We start from the raw sequence: 23347 nt of genomic DNA on the forward strand, positions 1-23347 counted from the left end.
GTTTGGGTGCTTATTTCCTGCGCAGGCTGTTGCTGATTATTCCCACGCTGTGGGCCATCATCACCCTGAATTTCTTTATCGTACAGATTGCGCCGGGCGGTCCGGTCGATCAGGCGCTGGCCAACATCCAGTTTGGTCATAGCACCGGTCTGCCTGGCGGCGGCGGCAGTGACAGCGGCGCGCGCGGTGCGCTGGTGCGCGACAATCCCGGCGACAGCCAGTACCGCGGCGCGCGCGGGCTGGATCCGGAGGTGGTGGCAGAAATAACCCATCGCTACGGCTTCGATAAGCCACTGCTGCAGCGCTATGGCGAAATGCTGTGGAATTACCTGCGTTTTGACTTTGGCGACAGCCTGTTTCGTAACGCCTCGGTGCTGCAGCTGATTAAAGAGAGCCTGCCGGTGTCGATCAGCCTCGGGTTGTGGAGCACGCTGATCATCTATCTGGTGTCGATTCCGCTGGGCATCAAAAAAGCGGTGCGCAACGGCAGCGCGTTTGATATCTGGAGCAGCATCTTTATCATCATCGGCTACTCAATTCCGGCGTTTTTGTTTGCCATCATGCTGATTGTGCTGTTTGCCGGCGGCAGCTATCTCGACTGGTTCCCGCTCCGCGGCCTCACTTCGCCGCAGTTTGATACGCTGCCGTGGTACAGCAAAATCAGCGATTATCTGTGGCATATCACCCTGCCGGTGCTGGCTACGGTAATTGGCGGCTTTGCCACCCTGACCATGCTGACGAAAAATTCGTTCCTTGATGAGGTGCGCAAACAGTACGTCGTCACGGCGCGCGCCAAGGGCCTGGATGAGAAGCGCATCCTGTACGGCCACGTGTTCCGCAACGCCATGCTGCTGGTGATCGCCGGGTTTCCCGCCACCTTTATCAGTATGTTTTTCACCAGCTCGGTGCTGATCGAAGTGATGTTCTCACTCAACGGCATGGGGCTGCTCGGCTATGATGCCACCATTCAGCGCGACTATCCGGTGATGTTCGGCACGCTGTATATCTTTACGCTGATTGGCCTGCTGATGAATATTCTCAGCGATCTGACCTATACGCTGGTCGATCCACGCATTGATTTTGAGGGCCGATGATGCGTTTATCTCCCGTTAACCAGCAGCGCTGGCAGCGCTTTCGTCACAACCGGCGCGGCTACTGGTCGCTGTGGCTGTTTCTGCTCATCTTTGTGATGTCGCTGGGCGCGGAATTATTAGCCAATGACAAACCGCTGCTGGTGCACTATCAGCAGCGCTGGTACGCACCACTGCTGTTTAACTACAGCGAGAGCGATTTAGGCGGCCAGTTTGCCACGGCGGCGGATTATCAGGATCCGTGGCTGAAACAACGTATTGATCAGCAGGGTTGGGCGCTGTGGGCTCCCATCCGCTTCAGCGACAGCACCATTCATTTCGCCACCGACGTGCCCTTCCCGTCACCGCCGTCCGCGCAAAACTGGCTGGGCACCGATGCTAACGGCGGCGATGTACTGGCGCGTCTGCTGTACGGCACGCGCATCTCGCTGCTGTTCGGTTTGCTGTTAACGCTGTTCTCCAGCGTGATTGGTATTGTGGTGGGTGCCCTGCAGGGTTACTTTGGCGGCCGCGTTGACCTCATCGGTCAGCGATTGATTGAAGTGTGGTCCGGCATGCCGACGCTGTTCATGCTGATTCTGCTCTCCAGCGTGATTCAGCCCAACTTCTGGTGGCTGTTACTGCTGACAGTGATCTTCGGCTGGATGAGCCTGGTGAGCGTCGTGCGCGCCGAGTTCCTGCGCACGCGTAACTTTGACTATATCCGCGCCGCACGCGCGCTGGGCGTGAGCGATAGCCGCATCATGCTGCGCCACATGTTGCCCAACGCCATGGTTGCCACGCTCACCTTTCTGCCGTTTATCCTGTGCGGTTCGATCACCACGTTGACCTCACTGGATTTTCTCGGCTTCGGCCTGCCGGTGGGCTCGCCGTCGCTGGGCGAACTGCTGCTGCAGGGAAAAAACAATTTACAGGCACCGTGGCTTGGCCTTTCCGGCTTCTTCGCCCTCGCCCTGCTGCTGTCGCTGCTGATTTTTATCGGCGAAGCGGTACGCGATGCCTTTGATCCGAGCCGGGGGCGCTAAATGAGTTTGTTAACGGTGAAGCATCTGGCGGTGGCGTTCGGGCCGCGCCGCGTGGTGGAAGATATCTCGCTGCACATCGACGCCGGCGAAACGCTGGCGCTGGTGGGCGAATCGGGATCGGGCAAGAGCGTGACTGCGCTGTCGATTATGCGTCTGCTGCCGCAGCCGCCGGTGAGTTATCCGCAGGGCGAGATCCTGTTTGACGGGCGCGATGTGTTACAGGCCAGCGAACGTGAGATGCGCGGGCTGCGCGGCAACCAGATGGCGATGATTTTTCAGGAGCCGATGGTATCACTCAATCCGCTGCACAGCGTGGAAAAGCAGCTGTATGAAGTGCTGTCGCTGCACCGTGGCATGCGGCGTGAAGCGGCGCGCGCTGAGATTCTCAGCTGCCTCGATCGCGTAGGCATTCGCCAGGCCGCGACGCGCCTGCAGGATTTTCCGCACCAGCTGTCCGGTGGCGAGCGCCAGCGCGTGATGATCGCCATGGCCTTGCTGACGCAGCCCAAACTGCTGATTGCCGATGAGCCCACCACGGCGCTGGATGTCACGGTACAGGCACAGATTTTACAGCTGCTGCGCGAACTGCAGCGCGAACTGAACATGGGCATGCTGTTCATTACCCATAACCTGAACATTGTGCGTCAGCTGGCCCACAGCGTGACGGTGATGCGCAACGGGCGCGAGGTGGAACACAACCGCTGTGACGTACTGTTTCGCCAGCCACAGCAGCCTTATACCCGCGAGCTGCTGGCCGCCGAGCCGGACGGCGCACCGGTACCGCTGATCGACGCGCCGCCGCTGTTGCAGGTAACTAATTTGCAGGTGGGTTTCCCGATTCGCCGTGGACTGCTGAAGCGCACCGTGGCGGAAAAAACCGCGCTACACAATCTCAGTTTTACCCTGCGGCGCGGCGAAAGCCTCGGGTTAGTCGGCGAATCCGGGTCAGGCAAAAGCACCACCGGCCTGGCGCTGCTGCGCCTGATTGCTGCGCGCGGCGAGATCTGGTTCGACGGCCAGCCGCTGCATCAGCTGAGCGCGAAGCAGCTACTGCCGCTGCGCCAGCGCATTCAGGTGGTGTTTCAGGATCCCAACTCTTCACTCAATCCGCGCATGACGGTACAGCAGGTGATTGCCGAAGGGCTGGCGGTGCACCAGCCGCAGCTCAGCGCTGCCGAACAGGAAGCCAGAGTCATTGCGGTGATGGAAGAGGTTGGCCTGGAGGCAGCGAGCCGCAGCCGCTACCCGGCGGAATTCTCTGGCGGTCAGCGCCAGCGTATCGCCATTGCCCGCGCGCTGATCCTGCAGCCGCAGCTGATCGTGCTGGATGAACCCACCTCGTCGCTGGACCGCTCGGTGCAAAAGCAGATCCTCACCCTGCTGCGCCGTTTACAGCAGCAGCATCAGCTGGCATATCTGTTTATCAGTCACGATTTGCAGGTAGTGCGCGCGCTGTGTCATCAGCTGGTGGTGTTGCGCCAGGGTGAAGTGGTGGAACAGGGTGAATGCGAAGCGCTGTTCAACGCGCCCGCAGCGGAGTATACGCGTCAGCTGCTGGCCTCCGCGCAGGGCGAGATCGGGCCTCAGTGACCGTCAAAGGTTTCGGCGATCGCCACGCCCTGATTTTTCAGACAGCAGTTAGTGGCGCTCTCGTCGCCGCGCTGAATCAGTAAACACGGCTGCCCTTCACATTCGGCAATTTTGCACTCGACCTGAATCTGCGCCAGCGTTTCCTGTAGCTGCTGCAGGATCTCCAGCGCCGGATGGCCATCATGGCTCAGCAGGCGCAGCGCGACCAGATCCCCGTCATGCGCGCCGTTCGCTGCTTCCTGGCGTTCAATGGCGCCGGCATGTTCCAGCGACCAGCGGTAAAGTTGTGGTAAACGATGCACAACCGAGAGTTGCAGCATAGTGTTTCGGTTCCCAGAGACAGTAACGTTATTCACAACGGACGGCTTCATCGCGGTGAATCCCCACCTGGCAAGCTCAGCATACGGACGTCAAGGATAGCCTTCTCGTTTTAAGCACAAAGCGTGATGCAACTTTATTATTTGCGAGCTTTCTCGCATTTATGCCTATGTTTACCGCGTTACGCGGCGCTTAACAATCATTTTAGACGCAATGTCGTTACTTTTTTATCAATTAATTTTCACAATATGGAAACATTAAGCAGAGCGAGAGTGCGGAGAGGGGCAAATCAGGAGGTGAAATAACAGCAGGCTCAGCATAGACCCGCCGCCATCACGCGGTGTGGCGCGGACGGGCGGCGTAGCTGAACAACACGATTGAGACGGTAGCGCACAGCGCGATGGTGGCGACCATCGGCCAGGCGCTGTTGACGCTGACCAGCGACAGCAGCGCGCCAACCAGCGCACCGACGCCAAAGCGCAGCGTACCGGCCAGCGAGGATGCGGTGCCGGCCATATGGGGAAATTCGTCGAGGATCACCGCCATCGCATTGGAGGAGACGGTCGATACGCAGCCAATGAACATTGCCACGCCAAACACCAGCGGCAGGAAACCGAGGTTGAGCGCGCTGACAATCAGCAGCCAGATGCCCATGGCAAACTGAATCAACAGACCGAGGCGGAACATCGCCAGCGGTCCGAAACGGCGCACCGCGCGGCTGTTAATCAGCGTCATGACAAACAGAAACACCACGTTGAGGCCAAAGTAGTAGCCGAAATTCTGCGGCGACACATGGTTCACTTCAATGTAAACAAACGGCCCGGCGTTAAGAAAGGTAAACAGCCCGGCAAACGAGAAGCCGCTTGCCAGCATATAGCTGAAGGCGCGTTTGTGCCGCACCAGCGCGACAAAATTGCTCAGCGTGGTGCGCAGGTGAAAACGCTGCCGCTGCTCGGGCTTAAGCGTTTCGCGGATCTGCGTTACCACCAGCACGGTGGTAATCAGTGCGGCCAATGCCAGCGTCCAGAAGATGGCGTGCCAGTTCCACAGCAGCAGCAGCCAGCCGCCGATGATCGGGGCCAGCAGCGGCGCAATGGTGGTGATCAGCATGACAAACGACATCATGCGCGAGAAATCTTCTTTCGAATAACTGTCGCGCATCAGGGCGTTAATTACCACGCTGGCCGCGGCGGCGGAGAGCCCGTGCAGGAAACGCATCAGAATCAGCTGGTCAATGGATTGCGACAGCGCACAGGCTGCCGCCGCGCAGGCAAAAATCAGCGTGCCAAGCACAATCACCGGTTTACGTCCGTAGCTGTCCGCCAGCGGGCCATACACCAGCTGACCAATGGCGAAGCCGAGGATGTAGAGATTCAGCGTCATCTGTACGCTGCCGGCCGACACCGCGAATTCACGGGCGATTTGCGGCATTGCCGGCAGATACATATCAATGGAGAGCGGCATCAGCATCGCCAGCAATCCCAGAATCACCACTAATCCCACCGGTGAATTTTTTTCCTTACGCACGCTGTCTCCCGCTATTTGCGCTGTTTCAGTTCGTCCGGCAGGCCGATGCTGTTGATTTCCGCCTCGGTCAGTTCACGGTATTCGCCTTCACCGAGCTCGTCATCCAGCACAATCTCACCGATGCTTTCGCGATGCAGCGCCGTGACGTGGTTGCCCATCGCCGCAAACATACGTTTCACCTGGTGATAGCGCCCTTCACTGAGGGTGAGGCGCGCGGCTTTCTCATCGAGGATTTCCAGCTGCGCCGGTTTGGTCAGATCTTTCTCATTGTGCAGCTGAATGCCGGCAGCAAATTTTTCGATCAGCCCCGCGTCAAGCGGCTGCTCCAGTTCCACCAGGTAGGTTTTCTCCAGGTGATGGCGCGGAGAGGTAATGCGATGCGACCACTGACCATCATCGGTCAGCAGCACCAGCCCGGTGGTATCAATATCCAGCCGCCCTGCCGCGTGCAGTTTGAACGCCGCCGGCTCCTCAATGAAATAGAGAATGGTGGGATGATCCGGATCGTCGGTGGAGCAGACATAGCCCTGCGGTTTATTCAGCATGAAATAGCGCGGGCCCTGCTGCACCGTCAGCGGATTGCCGTCGTACTCTACGGCATCGTCCGGCAGGACTTTATAGGCGGTGTCGCGCACCACTTCGCCATTGATGGTGATCTTTCTGCCACGTATTTCACGGCCGGCGATGGCACGGCTAACTTCCAGTTGCTGAGATATGAATTTGTCGAGTCGCATGAATTCGTTTTTTTGCCTGTTACTGCGGAGGGGAACTGAAACGGCATTTGCCCGGTAAATCATTTACAGCGTAGCGCGGCGGCCACGGCATAATTGAGAGCAGGGTTAACCGTTGAAAAAGTGTGGGCAGTATAGCCTGAACCTTCGCCTGCTAATAGTGCCGATCCTGCGTTTCAGCCACTTTCATGGCATAATGCGCGTCCGTTCCAGAAAAAGCCGGTTCCCATGTCGTTTACCCTGCGCCCCTATCAGCAAGAAGCCGTTGATGCCACCGTTGCCCATTTTCGCCGCCACGCCACGCCAGCGGTGATTGTGCTGCCGACCGGCGCCGGCAAAAGCCTGGTGATCGCTGAACTGGCGCGGCTGGCGCGCGGTCGCGTGCTGGTGCTGGCTCACGTCAAAGAACTGGTGGAGCAGAACCACAGTAAATATCAGGCGTATGGCCTGCAGGCGGATATCTTCGCCGCGGGCCTGCAGCGCAAGCAGAGCGAAGGTAAAGTGGTATTCGGCAGCGTGCAATCGGTGGCGCGCAATCTGGCCAGTTTTGACAGCGCCTTTTCGCTGGTGATCGTCGATGAGTGCCATCGCATCAGCGACAACGAGGAGAGCCAGTATCAGCAGCTGTTCGCCCATCTGCGCCAGCACAATCCGCAACTGCGTCTGCTGGGGCTGACCGCCACGCCATTCCGTCTGGGCAAAGGCTGGATTTACCAGTACCACTATCACGGTATGGTGCGCGGCGACGATAACGCGCTGTTCCGCGACTGCATCTACGAATTGCCGCTGCGCTATATGATCAAACATGGGTTTCTGGTGCCACCCGAGCGGCTGGATATGCCGGTGGTGCAGTACGATTTCAGTCGGCTGATCCCGCAGAATAATGGCCTGTTCAGTGAGGCCGATCTTAACCGCGAACTGAAACAGCAGCAGCGCGTCACGCCGCAGATCATGCGACAGATCATTGAGTTCGCTGAGACGCGCCGCGGCGTGATGGTGTTTGCCGCGACCGTTGAACACGCGCGGGAAATCCTCAGCCTGCTGCCGGAAAACAGTGCGCTGGTGTCGGCGGAAACCCCGGTGAAAGAGCGTGACCGGCTGATTCAGCAGTTCAAAGCGCAGCAGCTTAAGTTTCTGGTTAACGTGGCGGTGCTGACCACCGGCTTCGACGCGCCGCACGTCGATTTGATCGCCATTCTGCGCCCGACCGAATCGGTCAGCCTGTATCAGCAAATTGTCGGTCGCGGGTTGCGGCTGGCACCGGGCAAAACCGACTGCCTGATCCTCGATTACGCCGGAAACCCGCACGATCTCTTTACGCCCGAAGTCGGCGCACCGAAAGGCGCCAGCGATAACCAGCCGGTGCAGGTGTTTTGTCCGGCCTGCGGCTTTGCGAATACCTTCTGGGGCAAGGCGACCGAAGATGGCCACGTCATTGAGCACTTTGGCCGCCGCTGTCAGGGCGTGCTCGACGATGACGAGGGCAATCGCGCGCAGTGCGACTACCGTTTCCGCTTTAAAAGCTGCCCGGACTGCGGTGCAGAAAATGATATCGCCGCGCGCCGCTGCCAGCAGTGCGACAAGGTACTGGTCGACCCCGATGATATGCTGAAAGCGGCGCTGAAGCTGAAAGACGCGCGCGTACTGCGCTGCAGTGGTATGACGCTGGCGCACGGACGCGATGATAAAGGCGAGTGGCTGCAAGCCACCTATTATGATGAGGATGGCACCAGCGTCAGCGAGCGCTTTCGCCTGCGCACCCCGGCGCAGCGCACCGCCTTTGAGCAGCTGTTTATGCGGCCACATCAGCGTGCGCCCGGCGTGGAGCTCGGCTGGCAGACCGCCGCTGATGTGGTGGCGCTGCAGCCGCTGCTGCGCCATCCCGATTTTGTGGTGGCGCGCGCCAAAGGCCACTTCTGGCAGGTGCGGGAAAAAATGTTCGATTATCAGGGACGCTATCGCCGCGCCAACGAGCTGCGCTAAGCGGCGGAATCATTTGCCCCGCTGTGGCAATCCGGCTATAATGCCGCCCGCTTTTGCATCCGTAAAAGCGTATTGAATAACCGTCCTGTTGCTGGGTCGCCTGTAGCAGGAACTATAGAAGAGATCTTAAGATGTTCACTATTAATGCAGAAGTACGTAAAGAGCAGGGTAAGGGTGCGAGCCGCCGCCTGCGCGCAGCGAACAAATTCCCGGCCATCATCTATGGCGGTAAAGACGCTGCGGTTTCTATCGAACTGGACCACGACGCTGTGATGAACATGCAGGCTAAGCCTGAGTTCTACAGCGACGTGCTGACTCTGGTTGTTGACGGTAAAGAAACCAAAGTTAAAGTTCAGGCTGTTCAGCGTCACCCGTTCAAGCCAAAACTGCACCACATCGACTTCGTTCGCGCTTAATCGCTAACGGGTTGACGAAAAAACGCCGCATCTGCGGCGTTTTTTTATGGCGCAAATCGGGCGATCACTGACCGCCGGTACGACGCTGCAACTGATCGCGCAGATTCGGCGGTGTGCCTTTAATGGTCAGCGTATCGGTGGCCGGATCCCAGAAAATGCGCTCGCCCAGCAACATGGCATCAAAGTTAAGCGTTAATCCCCCGCCGCTACCGGCAAATTTCGTCAGCTGACGCAGGGTGCTGCGGTCGGCCGGGAAATGCTCTTCCAGCTCATAACCCTGCTCCTGGGTAAACGCCTGAAAGGTTTTTTCGCCCAGCGGCGGCAGCTCGCTGGAGAGATCTTCCAGCGCAATCTCCTCGCCCGCCTGCAGCTGTTCATTGCAGTAGCTGTAGACCTGTTGGCGATAGTTCTGGCGCTCATTTTTATCCAGGCTGGACTCGGCACAGTAATCATCTACCGCCTGCAGCAGCCCGCGGTTCTGTGCTTTGGTATCCAGACCGACGCTGGCACCGAGAAAATCCATGAAGAAATCGGCCACTTTGCGCCCCACGCGTCCGCGCAGGAAGGTCAGGTAGCGCGTGGATTCCGGATTGGTTTCCCACTCGGTGAGATCGATACGCGCCACGATATCGGCATGATTGATGTCCAGATAGTGCGTGCTGCTGATGTCGAGCTGCTCATTGACACGCATGCTCGACTGGCTGTTCAGCACCGCCACCAGCAGATACTCCACCGCCAGATAGCGATAGTGCAGAAACAGCACCACGCCGCCTTCGGCGAACGGGTATTTGCTCAGCTCGTCGCGCAGGCGTCCGGTAGCCGCACGGCTGAACGCCAGGAAGTCATCCTGCCCTTTGAGGCAGTTGCGCAGCGCTTCTGCCAGCTCGCTGTCTTCATTAAACAGGCCGTAAGCCTTGCTTTTGGCGCTATAGACGCGGTGTAACTCTTCCGCCATCTCTTCCACCGCCTGCGTGGCAGGTAACAGGGTATCGCGCAGCACCAGTTCCAGCTGGTTTTCATCACGTTTGACTAACTGATGCAGGGCAATCTGGTCGATATCCAGACTCATGGTAGACTCTCCTTTTGGCTCAGGCGCGTATTCAAACACCGCCCGCAGCCGCTTTCAACTGCGCGCACAAACTGATCGTTCTGCTTGCGATAAAATTGCGGAAAAAAGTGCGTTGTTACGGTAATATACCGCGTTTTCACACTTGATTAGTCGACGATATGCCACAATCATCCCGTTACAGCGACGCGCGCGTCGAACAGCTTCTCGCGCAGCTGGCGCAGGTTCTTGAAAAAGACAAAGCGCCAACCGATCTTTCCCTGATGGTGTTGGGGAACATGGTGACCAATTTGATCAACACCGACATCGCACCGGCCCAGCGCCGCAGCCTCGCCCGCTCGTTTGCGGAAGCGCTGCAGTCTTCCGTGCGCGATGACAACGCCCACTAAATTGCAGATTTGACCTCATAAATATGGTAACCAACCGGCAGCGCTACCGTGAAAAAGTCTCCCAGATGATCAGCTGGGGGCACTGGTTTGCCCTGTTTAATATTCTGTTTGCGCTTATTTTAGGCAGCCGCTACCTGTTGGTCGCCGACTGGCCCTCTTCCCTCGCCGGCCGTATTTATGCGTTTACCAGCTGGATTGGCCATTTCAGCTTTATCGTGTTTGCCGCTTATCTGCTGATTATCTTCCCGCTGACCTTTGTCGCCATGTCGCAGCGGTTGCTGCGCGTGCTCTCCGCCGTGGTCGCCACCGCCGGGCTGACGCTGATTATGGTCGACAGCGCGGTGTTCAGCCGTTTCCATCTGCACCTCAATCCGGTGGTGTGGGAACTGGTGGTCAACCCCGATCAAAGCGAGATGGCGCGCGACTGGCAGCTGATGTTTATCAGCGTACCGCTGATTTTCCTGGTTGAGATGCTGTTTGCCACCTGGAGCTGGCAAAAGCTGCGCAGCCTGAACCGGCGTTCGTTTGGCAAGCCGCTGGCCGCGCTGTTTATCAGCGCCTTCTTTGCCAGTCATCTGCTGTATATCTGGGCGGACGCCAACTTCTACCGGCCGATCACCATGCAGCGTGCCAACCTGCCGCTCTCCTATCCGATGACCGCACGGCGCTTTCTGGAGCGACACGGTCTGCTGGATGCGCAGGAGTATCAGCGCCGTCTGGTGCAACAGGGCGATCCGGAAGCGCTGTCGGTGCAGTATCCGCTCAGCGATATTACGTTCCGCGATGGCGGAACGCGTCACAACCTGCTGATTCTGACGGTGGACGGCCTGAACAATGCCACGGTGGATAAAGCGCTGCCATCGCTCAATCAGTTCGCCAGTGAAAATGTGCGCTTTACCCAGCATTACAGCGCCGGACTGCAGCCGGAAAAAGGCCTGTTCGGCCTGTTCTACGGTATCTCCTCCAGCTACATGGACGGCGTGCTGGCGGCGCGCATGCCCTCTGCCCTGCTCGGCGCGCTGAACAGCCAGGGTTATCAGTTCGGCCTGTTCTCTTCCGATGGCTTTAGCCAGCCGCTGTACCGTCAGGCGCTGCTGGCGGATTACAGCCTGCCGCAGGCTGATACCCAGCCCAACAGCACCACGGTGACGCAGTGGCAGAACTGGCTCAATGGTCAGAAAGGCGGCGCGGCCTGGTTCTCATGGATTGCGCTCAACGGCGTGACGGTAACCGGCGACAGCACCAAAGCGCGCCAGCGCAGCTATATGCGCCAGGCGACAGGCGTGGATGAACAAATCGCGACGGTGCTGCATACGCTGCAGCAGAATGATGCGCTGAAAAATACCGTGGTAGTGATCACGGCGCAGCGCGCCATCACCTTCGACAACAGCGATAATCCGGGCAACCGCGCGACGCTGCAGGTACCGCTGGTGGTGCACTGGCCGAATACTCCAGCGCAGAGCATCGATCGCCTGACCGATCAGCAGGATGTGATGACCACGCTGATGCAGCGCCTGCTGCACGTGCGCACCAATCCGGTTAACTATTCACAGGGTGAAGATCTGTTTGCCGCGCAGCGCAGCCATAACTGGGTCGCCAGCAGTGAAGATGGCAAACTGGTGGTGACTACGCCAACGGTGACGCTGGTGCTCAGCAACAACGGTAACTACAGCGCGTACGATGCCCAGGGCAAAGAGCTGAAAGATCATAAACCTCAGCTGGCGCTACTGTTGCAGGTGCTGACGGAAGAGAAACGGTTCACGGCAAACTGATTAATTATGAGGCAGTTAAGCTGCCGGCATATTGCAATCGCCAACGGAACCAGTAGTATAACCCTCCACGTTCGGCACGTAGCGCAGCCTGGTAGCGCACTGTCATGGGGTGTCAGGGGTCGGAGGTTCAAATCCTCTCGTGCCGACCAAAATCCCAAAGAAAAGCAGCCTTTATGGCTGCTTTTTTATTTTCTGCTGTAAAATCGCGGCGTTAAGCACAGCGCGGTAATAAATCCTAACGCTTTCCTTCATTGCATAATGACCAATCCTTTCCAGGATTAAACGGTTAATCACCAATGCAAGGAGGAAACATGCTTGATGAATATAAACGCTGCGTGGAGGCTTGTTATCTGTGCGCAGCCGCGTGCGACCACTGCGCAACATCCTGTCTGGATGAGGAAAATGTGGAGATGATGCGCGAATGCATCAGGCTGGATATGCAGTGCGCCAATACCTGTCGCCTCACGGCGCAGTTCATGGCGCTAAACAGTGCATCGGTGCAGCAGCTCTGTCAGTTCTGCGCCGACATCTGCCAGCAGTGCGCGCAGTCGTGCCAGCAGCATCAACACCAGCACTGCCAGCAATGCGCTCAGGCCTGTCAGCGCTGTGCAGAAGAGTGCCGTAAAATGGCGGCATGATGCCAGCCGGATTGAGATTCGCTGCGGCGAATCTCAATCGTTGACGCTGAGTGAAACCTCTGCCTCGCAGGGTTGCACCAGAATCAGCGGGCATTTCTTCACCTTACACGCCTGCGAATAAGCCAGCTCGCACACTTCGCAGATATCGCGCACTTCCGACTCATATTCATACTCCATGAAGTAGCGAAACGTACCGCTGCGCGTGTCGCTGCGCCAGAAGCGTTGCGGTTCCAGGATTTCATCCAGCTGCCTGAAGGTCAGGGCTGAGGGGTTGTGAAAACCCACTCTTACACGATATTTAGTCATGCCCTGATAATTATCGAGATTTGGCCGCGTTGCCAGCCGGAAACAATTCTCGCTGGGATAGGGAAAATCTTTGCTAACGCTGGCACATCGGGCGCCGCAACCCGATCCGTAACGGTTGCGGCGCAGAGGGGAGGCTTTGACCGTCAGCGCTGGATTTTCAATTCATCATCCCAGCGGTCTGGCGCCGCGTTTGCGGGATCGTGATCCTGCAGCAAAAACTCGCCGTTTTGCTGGGCGATCTGCTCACCGGTATCGGTAATCGCGTTTTGAATAAACACCTTTGCCTGCGCGCCATTCACAAAGGTGAGCTGATGGAAGGCGGTTTTGTTGCCCCAGTCTTTTGACGGCGCTGAAATATAGCGGATGGTGTAACTCTGGTCCTCAACGCTGCCCTGCATCACGTAGAGGCCATAATGATTTTCGCCCTGCGACAGGATTTTATACACCCCGTTGCTGTAGTAATAAATCACCGCATCCGGGAACGGCTTTTCATCATAGAGTTTGCGGTAGTGCAGTTTATGCACAAAGGTGGGTTTGCCGGGCACCACTTCAATATTGCCCTGCGCATTCTGGAAGCTGAGATCCGCTGCCTTTGCAGCGCCTACGCTCATGCAACCCAGTAACATTATGCCAGCCAGTTTTTGCATCGTTCGCTCCTTAGCCTCTTCGTCAGCCACCAGCATGTTACGCCCACGCTTTACCCCGGTTAAACGAAGCGGCTATCGATGTGTGATGGGCTTCATAATACAGCCACCACAGGAAGGATAGAGGTTTAAGATGACGGCACCATTACCGCGCCAGACGCGGCTCTTCGTCACCACTGCGACAGGCCCTGACCTTACTGTTCAGGGTGCAAAATCCTGCAGCATAATCTCGCATCTCACTTCATTCATGCTGCGAATCAGGTACTTAACTGAAGTCAGCAAAGCCGACCGGGATCACGTTTTTACTGATTTGTGACAGCAATTCATTAAAGTGAAACAAAACTGTCACAGATTTACCCTACCCTAAAGCTCCCGTTTATTTGATGGAATCTCGTTATGGTCATCAAAGCAAAAAACCTGCAGGATGCGGAAGAACTCCTGCACTCAGGCATCAGCAAAGTGGAGCTGGCGTATGATATTGGCAGCGATGATTTCTTCCGCCTGGCGAGCCACTGGTGCGACCGTGGTGCACGCATTACCAAAGGCCACCACCATTTTGTGGTGCAGATGAAGAGCTTCGCTATCCCGCCAAATCGCTAACCCGCAGCAGCCTTTTCGGCTTGCTCTGCCCGCGGCTGACTGGTAAAACACGCTTTTCCATCAGCCGTTACTCGTTATGTTCTCAGCCGAAACATCCCTGCCGCTGCCCGCTTGTGGTTTTATCACCGCCGCTGGCCACACCGCTGAATCGCTGTCGCTGGCGTGGTGCCGCTTTGATCGGCAACAGTGGCACGCCGCTTTACCTGCGCAGTGGCAACTGCCGCTGCCGTCTGCACTACAGCAGGCAACCAGCAAACGCAAAATTGAATATCTCGCCAGCCGCTGGCTGGTGCGGCAACAGCTGGCGCAGCTGGGAATCACTGATTTTGTGCTGCACAACGCGCCGGATCGCTCACCGTGCTGGCCGGCAGGCATCCGTGCTTCGCTGTCGCACAGCCATGACTGCGTGGTGATGGCCGCGACGCGCGAGGCATTGTATGTGGGTATTGATGTTGAGCAGGTGATGGCAGAGGAAACCGCGCAGGACACGGCGGAACTGCTGATGAACGCGCAGGAGCGCGCGCTGCTTGAGGGCCAGCCGCTGCCCTTTGCGCAGACGGCAACGCTGCTGTTTTCGCTGAAAGAGAGTCTTTATAAGGCGCTATGGCCGCGGCTGCATCAGCCCATGGCGTTTCATCAGGCTGCGCTGATCGATCTCGACCTGCCGCAGCAGCGCGCCAGGCTGCAGCTGTGTCAGGATTTCAGCGCGGAATTTACCCACAGCACCGTGCTGGATGCACGCTTCTGGCTGCAGCCGGCGCGCGTGGTCACACTGCTCACTCACCCGGCCTGCACGCAATAAAAAACCGGCGCGGAATGAGCCCGGGCCGGTGACAACACAAGACGACAGAAGTGTTCCAGGGAGGCAGAGACGAGGATCTCTGCTGCCATTCACTGTATCCCGCTGACAACGTCCTGCCCAATAAGGGTTTTTGCTAAGCTTTGCCGCCAGCCGTCAATGGCCGGTATCGGTGCGTTTGACGGCGTCCAGCGTGGCCATTTCGCGCTCGCGGCCGGTCAGCTCGCTTAACTGCCCATCGCGCATTTCCAGCAGCCGATCGGCATGAATAAAGTAGTGATCGTCATGGCTGATGGCGAACACGGTTTTGCCGGACGCCTGAAGCCACGGCAGCAGCTCGCGGTAGAAGATGCGGCGGAAATGCGGGTCCTGATCGGCCGCCCACTCATCAAGCAGCAGGATATCGCGCTCCTCCGCCGCCGCCAGCAGCAGAGCAAGGCGCTTGCTCTGCCCTTTCGACAGCTGCAGGTTAAGAACCCGGTTGCCTTCCAGCTTCAGCTTGTCCTGCATTTTCAGCCGTTCCAGCCACTGCTGCACCAGCGCCGGATTAGCCGGCTCACCACCGCGACGAATCAGGCGATCAAACAGGTGCACGTCAGTGAACACCGCCGAGAAGTGCTGGCGATAAGCATCAAGGTTATGCCAGTCCACCTCTTTACCGTCCAGCAGCAGGCGGCCTGAATGCGGCTGATACAGGCCGGTCAGCAGCATCGCCAGCGTAGATTTACCGCTGCCGTTACCGCCAATCAGAAACACCAGTTCACCGCGGCGCAGCGTCAGGTTGATCGGCCCGACGGCAAAACCGTGCTCGCCATAATGGAAACAGACATCGCGCAGCTCCAGCGTCTGCCAGTCGCTCACCGTCGGCAGCGCGTTGAAACCGGCGCTATAGGGGGCCAGATCGAAGGTATTAATTTTCCGCAATGCCACCTGTGCGCTGAGCAGCGTCGGCAACGCGCCAACTGCCGCCAGCAGCGGCGTGCGCAGGAACAGCAGCGTCAGCGAATAGGTCGCGGCGACAGCGGTATTGGCCCAGCCCAGACCGTTGGCCATGAAGAACACAATACCAATCGCGCCGAGCATCATAATGTTCGACCAGTTCACCGCGCTGAGATGGAAGGTATCGGCGCGCACAATGTGACGACGATAATCCGTGGCATTTTCCTGATACACGGTGTCGTAAATCAGCCGGGCACGCTCGCGGTTAAGCTGCAGCTCTTTGCGCCCTTCAATGATGGTCTGAAAATCGCGGTACAGCTCGTCCTCGATGTCGCGCAGCTTCGCCATGTGCTGATAGACGCGCGACACCAGCAGCCAGCCGCCGATCAGCGTCACCACCAGCCACAGCGTAGTGATCAACAGCATTTGCGGTGACAGCCACGCCAGATAGATCGCAGAACCCAGCGTAATAATGATGCCCTGAATCAGCTCCGGCAGGCGCACAAACGCGATAGTGATGGCACGCACGTCGCTGGTCAGGCCGGCCAGCAGCTGAGCGTTACCAATCTGCTCAATGCGTTCAACCCGGGTATCCAGAATACGTTTGATAAACTCACCGCGCAGCCGCCAGACAAAATGGTGGCCGAGCTGAGTCAGCGCCAGCTGCGACGCCAGCGTCACCGCCATCAGCAGAAACAGCTGGGCGAGAAAGCCCGGCAGCACGGTGAGCGAGGTATTGACTGCTACGATCAGTTCATTATTGATGTAGGCGATTAGCCCGATACCCAGCGCGGCGCTGAGCAGCGTCAGCACAATCACGCCGATAAACGGCCAGCGGTACTGGCGAAAAACAACCTGAAGCAATGCCATTAAAAATTATCCAGAGGTCAACCAGGCAGCCTGCAGTTTAATGGCGCTTCGGGTGAAGGCAAGAATAATTCTCATCCGTTTTACGGTTACTGGGCGCGGCGGAAGGTCAGGTTGTAACGGAACGCGCCAGCCTGCGGATGGATGCCCGCTTTTAGCGGCAAAATGCCGTGATAGCGCAGGCGCGACGGACCGCCCCACACCACGATATCGCCGTGCTCCAGCAGCACGCGCTGCGTTGCATCGCCGCGCTCGAAACCGCCAAACTGAAAAACGGCCGGCAGGCCAAGCGACACCGAGACAATCGGCTGGCGTAAGTCTTTCTCATCCTTATCCTGATGCAGCGTCAGTTTGGCGCCGGGCTCATAGCGGTTAATCAGGCAGGCGTCCGGATTGAAACCGGCAAAGCCGGCCTCCTGCGCGGTCTGCTGCGCCAGCGTGCGGAACAGCGCGGGCATCGGCGGCCATTTACGGCCGCTGCTGACATCCTGTTCGGTGTACTGGTAACCGCGCGAATCGGTCGACCAGCCGAAATCGCCGCAGTTGGTCATGGCGACTGACATGCGATGTCCACCCGGCGTGATGCGATGGGCAAACGGGTTAAGGGCCGCGACGTCATGAATCGCCGTCAGCAGCGCATCGGCCTGCTCGCGCGCCCGGCGACGCAGAATCACCGCGCCCTCGGCCAGCGGTTCCTGCCATGGCGCATCCTCACTAAATAGATCCAGCACAGTTACCTCCTGTCAGGTCAGGGCTGATCGATAAGAAACGATTTGAACTGTGGCGACATCCAGTGGCTGAAGCCGTCGCCCTGCTTCGTAATCAGATACACCGCCAGATGCTGTTTCAGCGCCAGCGCTTTGGCACGCTCGGTGCCGAGCACCATCAGCCCGGTGTCCCAGCCGTCGGCTTCCAGCGCGGTGGTGGCAATCACCGTGGCTGAGACCAGCCGGTGATCGATGGGTCGGCCGCTGGCCGGATCGATCACGTGCGAGATGCGTTTGCCATCCAGTTCATAATAGTTGCGATAGCTGCCGGAGGTGCTGATTCCGTGCCCCTGCAGATCGACGCGTGCCTCCACCGCGTTCTCGCGATCGGTCGGTTTCTGGATGGCGACCCGCCACGGCTGCTGGCTGGCATTCAGGCCGCGACTCAGCACCGCCCCGCCCACCGACACCAGATAATTAGTGATGCCCTGCTGCTCCATCAGCCGCGCCAGGTGATCGGTGGCGTAGCCTTCGCCCATGGTGGAGAGATCAACATACAGGCCAGGCAGATCTTTCTGCAGCCACTGGCCGTTCACCGTTTCAATCACGCGCAGGTGCTGCAGGCCGGTCTGCGCTTTGGCGGCGGCAATAGCGGCATCCGATGGCGTATGCGCCGGCTGCTGCGCCGGGCCAAAGCCCCACAGATTCACCAGCGGTCCGACGGTAATGTCCATCGCGCCGCCGGTCAGCTGGCCGATGCGCAGCGCGCGGGTGACGATATCGGCCATATCGGCACTGACCGGCTGGGGATCCTGCCCCTGATACTGGTTGAAGCGCGACAGCACCGAGTCCTTTTTCCAGGTGGAGAGTTCGCCATCGTCGCGATCGAGCTGCTGCTGAATCGCCTGCTGCAGCGCGGCTTTACGCTGAGAATCCACGCCCGCCAGACTCACGCGCCACACCGTTCCCATGGTTTTGCCTTCCAGCACCAGCGCCTGCTGCGCCGGTTTTTGCTCGCACCCGCTCAGCAGCAGTGCTACCATGCCTGTCAGCAGAATGTTCTGAAAATTCATCAATTCCTCGTCTGTAACTCATTACTACAGCCTATTACAAAGCATAACTCGCTTGTAAAACCGTCTAAAGCTGCTTGAAGTTGATCGCTGGCTGGCACAGCATACTGCGTTCCTGCACGAGAAACCTTACAGGAGCGACAGATGATTTATATGATTCTTGCTATTACCGCCGGGTTATTTGCTTACGGAAGTTTCCGTTGCTGGCAGCACTATCGCCACCGCCTGATTCAGCACTATCCGTCGCGCCGACGTTAAGGCAATGCACCAGCGTCGTGCATCCTGCACCGCTTCAGCGCTGGCGCAGTGTAACAAAGCGGCCACGGGGCGCGTGGCGTTGAGAGCGGTAGCATGGCATGAATTGTGCAGCGTTGATGGTGGGTTGAACATCAGCGAGGTGCAATATGAGTAAGGCAACAGAACAACAGGATAAATGGCAGCGCTGGCTGAGCTTTTCCGCCTTTACGCTGGCGGGCGTGGCGCTGGAGGGCAGCCTGCCGCCTGCCACCACATCCCCGCAGCAGGCGGCAAAGGCCAGACGCTGGCGCAACGCGCCGTAAATTACAGACCCAGCTCGCTCAGGCCCGGATGATCGTCCGGGCGTTTGCCAGCCGGCCAGTGAAACAGCCGCGCTTCAGCGCTGATCGGCAAATCGTTGATGCAGGCGAAGCGCTGAATCATCAGACCATCGGCACCAAAGTGCCAGTTTTCATTGCCGTAGCTGCGGAACCAGTTGCCGCTGTCATCGCGCCACTCATAGGCAAAACGCACCGCCAGCTTATCGTGGTGCCACGCCCACAACTCTTTAATCAACCGATAATCCAGCTCGCGGGCCCATTTGCGCTGCAGAAAGGTCACGACGTCCGCGCGGCCGTTAACGAATTCGCTGCGATTGCGCCAGCGGGTATCTTCACTGTAAACCTGCGACACGCGCTGCGGATCGCAGCTGTTCCAGGCATCTTCCGCCATACGCACTTTTTCTAAGGCACTTTGATGATCGAACGGGGGGATGAGCATTTTTTATCTCCTGATGATGTAGACAGGTCTGTCTACTTGATTCATCCTGCCGTATGTAGACAATTCTGTCTACCCCCGTAAACAGGAATTTTTTCTTATGCTCGCACCCCTGCTGTTTGATGCCAGCGCCAGCGCGCGTGACCGCATCCTGCTCAGCGCGCAACAGTTGTTTTATGCGCAAGGCATCCGTGCTACCGGCATCGATAAAGTGATTGCCGCGGCTGGCGTGACCAAAGTGACCTTCTACCGCCACTTTCCGGCCAAAAATGACTTAATTCTGGCGTTTCTGCAGCAGCGCCATCAGCGCTGGATGAGCGGCTTTCGCAGCGCGCTGGCGCAGCAGCCTGCCATCAACGTGGCGCTGCCGGCGGCGTTACTGAGCTGGTTTCAGGAGGAGGATTTCCGCGGCTGTGCGTTTATTAATAGCGCGGCAGAACTGGCTGATACCCTGCCGGAAGCGAGCGCCCTGATTCGCCAGCACAAGCGGGAGATGGCGGCCGCCATTGCCGAAAGACTCAGCACAGCGCAGCAGGATAAAACCGGGCAGATCGTGTTGCTGGTGGATGGCGCAATCGTGCAGGTTCAGATGGGGGAAGCGGCGCAGCAGGTGACGGCAACGCTGCAGGCGGCGCTGAACGCGCTGCTGGAGAGCAGAGCGTGACCCGCAGGCCACGCTCTCCGGCTTAGAACTGGTAAACCAGGCCCAGCGCAACGATGTCGTCGGTGTTGATACCGGCCGCATCGGTGAAGTTGTTGTCGTCCAGCAGGTTGATCTGGTAATCAACATAGGTCGACATGTTTTTGTTGAAGTAATAGGTCGCGCCCACGTCGACATATTTTTTCAGGTTCTGGCTGCCGTAACCTTCGATATCGCTGCCGCGTGAGGAGACGAAGGCCAGCGACGGACGCAGACCGAAGTCAAACTGATACTGTGCCACCAGTTCCCAGTTGTCCGCTTTGTTGGCATAGCCGTACGCAGCGGAATCCACCGCGCCGAAGCGGGTTGCGTTGTAAGAACGGGTGTACATCGCCGCCAGATACACGTTGTTAGCGTCATATTTCAGACCGCCGGTGTAGGCTTCGGCTTTATCACCGCGACCAAGAATGCCTGGCGCGTTGCCGTTCTGATTGTTGGTACGGTCAGACTGGAACATCGCCGCACCCAGACCGAAACCGGAGCCCAGATCATAGGTGGTGCTCAGACCCCAGCCGTCGCCGTTCTCACCCAGGACATCACGACCGGAAGAGGATTCGGTTGGGTTGTCGTTTTTGCCCTGATACTGCACGGCAAAGTTCCAGCCATCCACAAGCCCGAAGAAGTTACTGTTGCGGTAAGTCGCCAGGCCGTTGCTGCGCTGGAACATGAAGTTGTCCGCGCCGTAGGTGTCACCACCAAACTCCGGCAGCACGTCAGTCCAGGCGCCGATGTCATACAGTACTCCGTAGTTACGGCCGTAGTCGAACGAGCCCGCATCACCGAATTTCAGACCGGCGAAGCCGACACGGGTGTAGCTGTTAGCGGTGCCCTGCGATTCTGCGGTGTTCAGCGCAGCCTGGTACTCCCACTGACCGTAGCCGGTCAGCTGGTCGGTCACCTGAGTTTCACCTTTAAAACCAAAACGCAGGTAAGACTGGTCACCGTCCTGGCCATCGTTGTCCGAGAAATAGTGCAGGCCGTCTACTTTGCCGTAGAGGTCTAATTTGTTGCCATCTTTGTTATAAATTTCAGCTGCGCTTGCTGAGCCTGCCACCAGCAATGCAGGAATCATCAGGGAGAGAACGCGACGTTTCATTTTATTACCCTCTGTAATGTGCCTTTTATATGTGCCACTGCTAACTGAATGCTTAAAAATTCAGCCGGCAAGCCATTGTTATTTTATGGAGAGCAATAATCTATCACGAAAATGATACTAAATTTCCGAAAGTGTTTCATTGTATTAAATAGTTATTTCTAAATGTAAATTTCGCGGAACTAATAATCAGCACACATCGGCAAAAAATATCGCACTAATTGATAAACCGAATTTTATTCATTTAAATACATAGAGATAAGATGAGATAAGCTGCCGCACTGAATGATAAAACTTAACGCCACTCAGCGCATACAATTACTCCCGCTATCATCATTTATTTCATTATTACCTTCATTCACCCCGAATGAGAGATTTACCCTAATTCCCGCCGGACATGATTGTCCGGCATTTTTTTGCCTGCCATTTTTCTTCCGCTGTGTAATTTTATGTAAACCTGTTTACTGAGGTTAAATTAACCGCCACTCAGGACGCCATTATTTGTTCGTTTTCGCACTTTTTGTTCATTACTTAGCCATGATTGCACAATGTTAATTTCCGGGCGTAATAAAGTTGAACAGGAATATAGCCGATGCGTTTCCCCAACCGTTTGCGGAATATTCTTTACCACTATTCAGTCAGTTAGCGTTGCCGCAGTAATCGACTTTCACCCCAACTTAAGCCAAATTTTCACTGAATCTGTCGGTTTACTAAGAGCCAGAGAGCTTATGAAGTCCAGGAAATGTCTGGAAAAGCGCAGCGCCTGGCAAAAGATCGGTAATATGCTCGTTTCTGGCGACCATTTTTGCCCTGCTCTTCGCCTTCATTGAGCGGTGCCGCGCCAGCTTTAATGCTAAACTTCGTCGCTCGAACGACTTATGACAACGACACCTTTATGACAGCACTGGACGCCGCACAGCCCAACAAATTGCATCAGCGTGTCAATCTGGGAACACGCCTCGTTTTTCTCATCGCCGGTTTAAGCATGTCTGCGTGGGCACCGCTGGTGCCGTTTGCCAGCCAGCGTCTCCAGCTGACGGGCGCGTCGCTGGGCGGCCTGCTGCTGTGTCTCGGCATTGGTTCACTGGCAGCGATGCCGGTGACCGGTGCGCTGGTGGCACGCTTTGGCTGCCGCCGCGTTATGCTGTGCTCCACGCTGGTGGTGCTGGCAGTATTGCCGCTGCTGGCGACGCTGGATGTGATGTGGCTGATGGCCGCTACGCTGATGGTGTTCGGTGCCGGGCTCGGCATGCTGGATGTGGCCATGAATGTGCAGGCGGTTGAGGTTGAGAAAGCGGCGGCGAAGCCGATGATGTCCGGTTTCCACGGTTTCTTCAGCCTTGGCGGTATTCTCGGCGCCGGCACGGTCAGCCTGTTACTTGGCGCGGGTCTGACACCGCTGCAGGCAGTCGGCGTTATCATGCTGCTGATGGTGCTGCTGTTGCTGTGCAGCCTGCCGACGCTGATGACAGAGCGCCTGCATCAGCCCGATCAACCCTGGCTGGTGATCCCGCGCGGCTGGGTCGCCTTCCTCGGTTGCCTGTGCTTTATTTTGTTCCTTGCGGAAGGCGCGGTACTCGACTGGAGCGCCCTGCTGCTGCTGCAAAGTCCGGGCATGAGCGTGGCGCACGCCGGTCTGGGTTACGCCATCTTCTCCATCGCCATGACCATAGGTCGTCTGACGGGCGATAAAGTGATTCAGCGCTTTGGCCGCTATCCGGTGATGCTGACCGGTGCGCTGGCGGCGGCAGCCGGCATGACGCTGGCGGTGCTGCTGCCGTGGCCGCAGGCGGCGCTGCTGGCCTTTTTGCTGGTGGGCTTTGGCCTGGCCAATACCGTGCCGATGCTGTTTAATGCCGCCGGTAATCAACAGGATATGCCGGCCAATCTGGCGATTTCCGCCATGACAACGCTTGGCTATGCGGGTATTCTTTCAGGCCCGGCTTTAATCGGCTTTATTTCCCAGTGGCTCAGCCTGAGCGGCGCGTTTTTACTTATCGCCCTGCTGCTGCTGGCGGTTGCCGCCAGCGCCCGGCTGGTCGCGCGTTAATTGCAGGATCCT

General features: G+C 57.6%; 24 protein-coding genes and 1 tRNA gene. 14 read left to right on the forward strand and 11 right to left on the reverse strand.

Annotation, left to right across the window (positions count from 1 at the left end):
• Nucleotides 1-2 precede the first annotated feature (2 nt).
• From F3J41_RS15860 to yejF, 3 genes are read left to right on the forward strand one after another with little or no spacing between them, the layout of a single operon-like run.
• Nucleotides 3-1094 (forward strand): microcin C ABC transporter permease YejB, encoded by a 1092-nt coding sequence (locus tag F3J41_RS15860; protein ID WP_058757245.1) that lies wholly within the window; start codon nt 3-5, stop codon nt 1092-1094.
• A complete protein-coding gene (locus tag F3J41_RS15865) occupies nt 1094-2116 on the forward strand; it encodes an ABC transporter permease (RefSeq protein WP_058757524.1) in 1023 nt (340 codons plus the stop codon). Before F3J41_RS15860 ends, F3J41_RS15865 begins: the two co-directional genes overlap by 1 nt.
• Entirely contained in the window at nt 2117-3706 is a 1590-nt protein-coding gene (gene yejF, locus F3J41_RS15870) for a microcin C ABC transporter ATP-binding protein YejF (protein ID WP_058757244.1), read from the forward strand. It abuts the gene before it with no gap.
• Here the strand turns inward: yejF and F3J41_RS15875 are convergent.
• The 3 genes from F3J41_RS15875 to rsuA all read right to left on the reverse strand — a co-directional run bounded on the left by F3J41_RS15875 (nt 3700) and on the right by rsuA (nt 6285).
• Nucleotides 3700-4026: a hypothetical protein gene (locus tag F3J41_RS15875; protein ID WP_021509254.1), complete on the reverse strand. Its 327-nt coding sequence runs from the start codon at nt 4024-4026 to the stop codon at nt 3700-3702. The genes yejF and F3J41_RS15875 overlap by 7 nt on opposite strands.
• 331 nt (nt 4027-4357) lie before the next feature.
• A complete protein-coding gene (locus F3J41_RS15880; RefSeq protein ID WP_021509253.1) occupies nt 4358-5551 on the reverse strand; it encodes a Bcr/CflA family multidrug efflux MFS transporter in 1194 nt (397 codons plus the stop codon).
• 11 nt (nt 5552-5562) lie between these two features.
• Nucleotides 5563-6285, reverse strand: coding sequence for a 16S rRNA pseudouridine(516) synthase RsuA (rsuA, locus tag F3J41_RS15885; protein ID WP_088517030.1), 723 nt, complete (start codon nt 6283-6285; stop codon nt 5563-5565).
• 225 nt (nt 6286-6510) lie between these two features.
• Between rsuA and F3J41_RS15890 the strand changes: the two genes are divergently transcribed.
• Both F3J41_RS15890 and rplY read left to right on the forward strand, forming a co-directional pair.
• Complete coding sequence (locus F3J41_RS15890; protein ID WP_166711745.1) at nt 6511-8265, forward strand: DEAD/DEAH box helicase; 1755 nt, start codon at nt 6511-6513, stop codon at nt 8263-8265.
• Between the two features lie 131 nt (nt 8266-8396).
• Nucleotides 8397-8681, forward strand: coding sequence for a 50S ribosomal protein L25 (rplY, locus tag F3J41_RS15895; RefSeq protein WP_010618083.1), 285 nt, complete (start codon nt 8397-8399; stop codon nt 8679-8681).
• Between the two features lie 64 nt (nt 8682-8745).
• Here rplY and yejK read toward each other — a convergent pair whose 3' ends face one another.
• A complete protein-coding gene (gene yejK, locus F3J41_RS15900) occupies nt 8746-9750 on the reverse strand; it encodes a nucleoid-associated protein YejK (RefSeq protein WP_166711747.1) in 1005 nt (334 codons plus the stop codon).
• 158 nt (nt 9751-9908) lie between these two features.
• Between yejK and F3J41_RS15905 the strand changes: the two genes are divergently transcribed.
• From F3J41_RS15905 to F3J41_RS15920, 4 genes are all read left to right on the forward strand, one after another.
• Nucleotides 9909-10136, forward strand: coding sequence for a YejL family protein (locus tag F3J41_RS15905; RefSeq protein ID WP_021509249.1), 228 nt, complete (start codon nt 9909-9911; stop codon nt 10134-10136).
• Nucleotides 10137-10159: 23 nt separating this feature from the next.
• A complete protein-coding gene (yejM, locus tag F3J41_RS15910) occupies nt 10160-11908 on the forward strand; it encodes an LPS biosynthesis-modulating metalloenzyme YejM (RefSeq protein WP_127834353.1) in 1749 nt (582 codons plus the stop codon).
• A gap of 72 nt (nt 11909-11980) precedes the next feature.
• A tRNA-Pro gene (locus F3J41_RS15915) sits at nt 11981-12057 on the forward strand.
• Between the two features lie 162 nt (nt 12058-12219).
• Nucleotides 12220-12546 (forward strand): four-helix bundle copper-binding protein, encoded by a 327-nt coding sequence (locus tag F3J41_RS15920; RefSeq protein WP_104188522.1) that lies wholly within the window; start codon nt 12220-12222, stop codon nt 12544-12546.
• Nucleotides 12547-12579: 33 nt separating this feature from the next.
• On the opposite strand, the gene F3J41_RS15925 is transcribed toward F3J41_RS15920, so the two are convergent.
• Both F3J41_RS15925 and F3J41_RS15930 read right to left on the reverse strand, forming a co-directional pair.
• Nucleotides 12580-12852 (reverse strand): hypothetical protein, encoded by a 273-nt coding sequence (locus F3J41_RS15925; RefSeq protein WP_058769922.1) that lies wholly within the window; start codon nt 12850-12852, stop codon nt 12580-12582.
• A gap of 143 nt (nt 12853-12995) precedes the next feature.
• Entirely contained in the window at nt 12996-13499 is a 504-nt protein-coding gene (locus tag F3J41_RS15930; protein WP_211075271.1) for a hypothetical protein, read from the reverse strand.
• 393 nt (nt 13500-13892) lie between these two features.
• Between F3J41_RS15930 and F3J41_RS15935 the strand changes: the two genes are divergently transcribed.
• The gene (locus F3J41_RS15935) at nt 13893-14096 is read left to right on the forward strand and encodes a hypothetical protein (protein WP_010618078.1); all 204 of its coding nucleotides are present in this window, start codon (nt 13893-13895) and stop codon (nt 14094-14096) included.
• 76 nt (nt 14097-14172) lie between these two features.
• Nucleotides 14173-14898: a 4'-phosphopantetheinyl transferase gene (locus F3J41_RS15940; RefSeq protein ID WP_166711749.1), complete on the forward strand. Its 726-nt coding sequence runs from the start codon at nt 14173-14175 to the stop codon at nt 14896-14898.
• A gap of 153 nt (nt 14899-15051) precedes the next feature.
• Here the strand turns inward: F3J41_RS15940 and F3J41_RS15945 are convergent, their stop codons facing one another.
• From F3J41_RS15945 to apbE, 3 genes are all read right to left on the reverse strand, one after another.
• The gene (locus F3J41_RS15945) at nt 15052-16704 is read right to left on the reverse strand and encodes a multidrug ABC transporter permease/ATP-binding protein (RefSeq protein ID WP_104188528.1); all 1653 of its coding nucleotides are present in this window, start codon (nt 16702-16704) and stop codon (nt 15052-15054) included.
• Between the two features lie 86 nt (nt 16705-16790).
• Nucleotides 16791-17432, reverse strand: coding sequence for a DNA oxidative demethylase AlkB (gene alkB / locus F3J41_RS15950; RefSeq protein ID WP_058769918.1), 642 nt, complete (start codon nt 17430-17432; stop codon nt 16791-16793).
• 17 nt (nt 17433-17449) lie between these two features.
• Nucleotides 17450-18481, reverse strand: a complete 1032-nt coding sequence (gene apbE / locus F3J41_RS15955) for an FAD:protein FMN transferase ApbE (RefSeq protein ID WP_058775798.1) — start codon at nt 18479-18481, stop codon at nt 17450-17452.
• A gap of 401 nt (nt 18482-18882) precedes the next feature.
• Here apbE and F3J41_RS15960 point away from each other — a divergent pair, with 401 nt between their 5' ends.
• Complete coding sequence (locus tag F3J41_RS15960) at nt 18883-19038, forward strand: hypothetical protein (RefSeq protein ID WP_164861051.1); 156 nt, start codon at nt 18883-18885, stop codon at nt 19036-19038.
• 1 nt (nt 19039) lies between these two features.
• Here the strand turns inward: F3J41_RS15960 and F3J41_RS15965 are convergent, their stop codons facing one another.
• Nucleotides 19040-19495 carry a nuclear transport factor 2 family protein gene (locus F3J41_RS15965; protein WP_166711753.1) on the reverse strand — a complete coding sequence of 152 codons (456 nt, stop codon included), beginning with the start codon at nt 19493-19495 and terminating at the stop codon, nt 19040-19042.
• Between the two features lie 97 nt (nt 19496-19592).
• Between F3J41_RS15965 and F3J41_RS15970 the strand changes: the two genes are divergently transcribed.
• Nucleotides 19593-20156: a TetR/AcrR family transcriptional regulator gene (locus F3J41_RS15970; protein WP_058769916.1), complete on the forward strand. Its 564-nt coding sequence runs from the start codon at nt 19593-19595 to the stop codon at nt 20154-20156.
• Nucleotides 20157-20178: 22 nt separating this feature from the next.
• Here the strand turns inward: F3J41_RS15970 and ompC are convergent, their stop codons facing one another.
• Nucleotides 20179-21288, reverse strand: coding sequence for a porin OmpC (gene ompC, locus F3J41_RS15975; protein WP_031280043.1), 1110 nt, complete (start codon nt 21286-21288; stop codon nt 20179-20181).
• Nucleotides 21289-22180: 892 nt separating this feature from the next.
• Here ompC and F3J41_RS15980 point away from each other — a divergent pair.
• On the forward strand, nt 22181-23335 hold the full coding sequence (locus F3J41_RS15980) for an MFS transporter (RefSeq protein ID WP_058758442.1): 1155 nt from the start codon (nt 22181-22183) through the stop codon (nt 23333-23335).
• Nucleotides 23336-23347: the final 12 nt, after the last annotated feature.

Origin of the sequence: Pantoea sp. Ap-870 (assembly GCF_011752515.1) — a bacterium.
In the GTDB taxonomy this organism is placed as follows: domain Bacteria; phylum Pseudomonadota; class Gammaproteobacteria; order Enterobacterales; family Enterobacteriaceae; genus Pantoea; species Pantoea dispersa.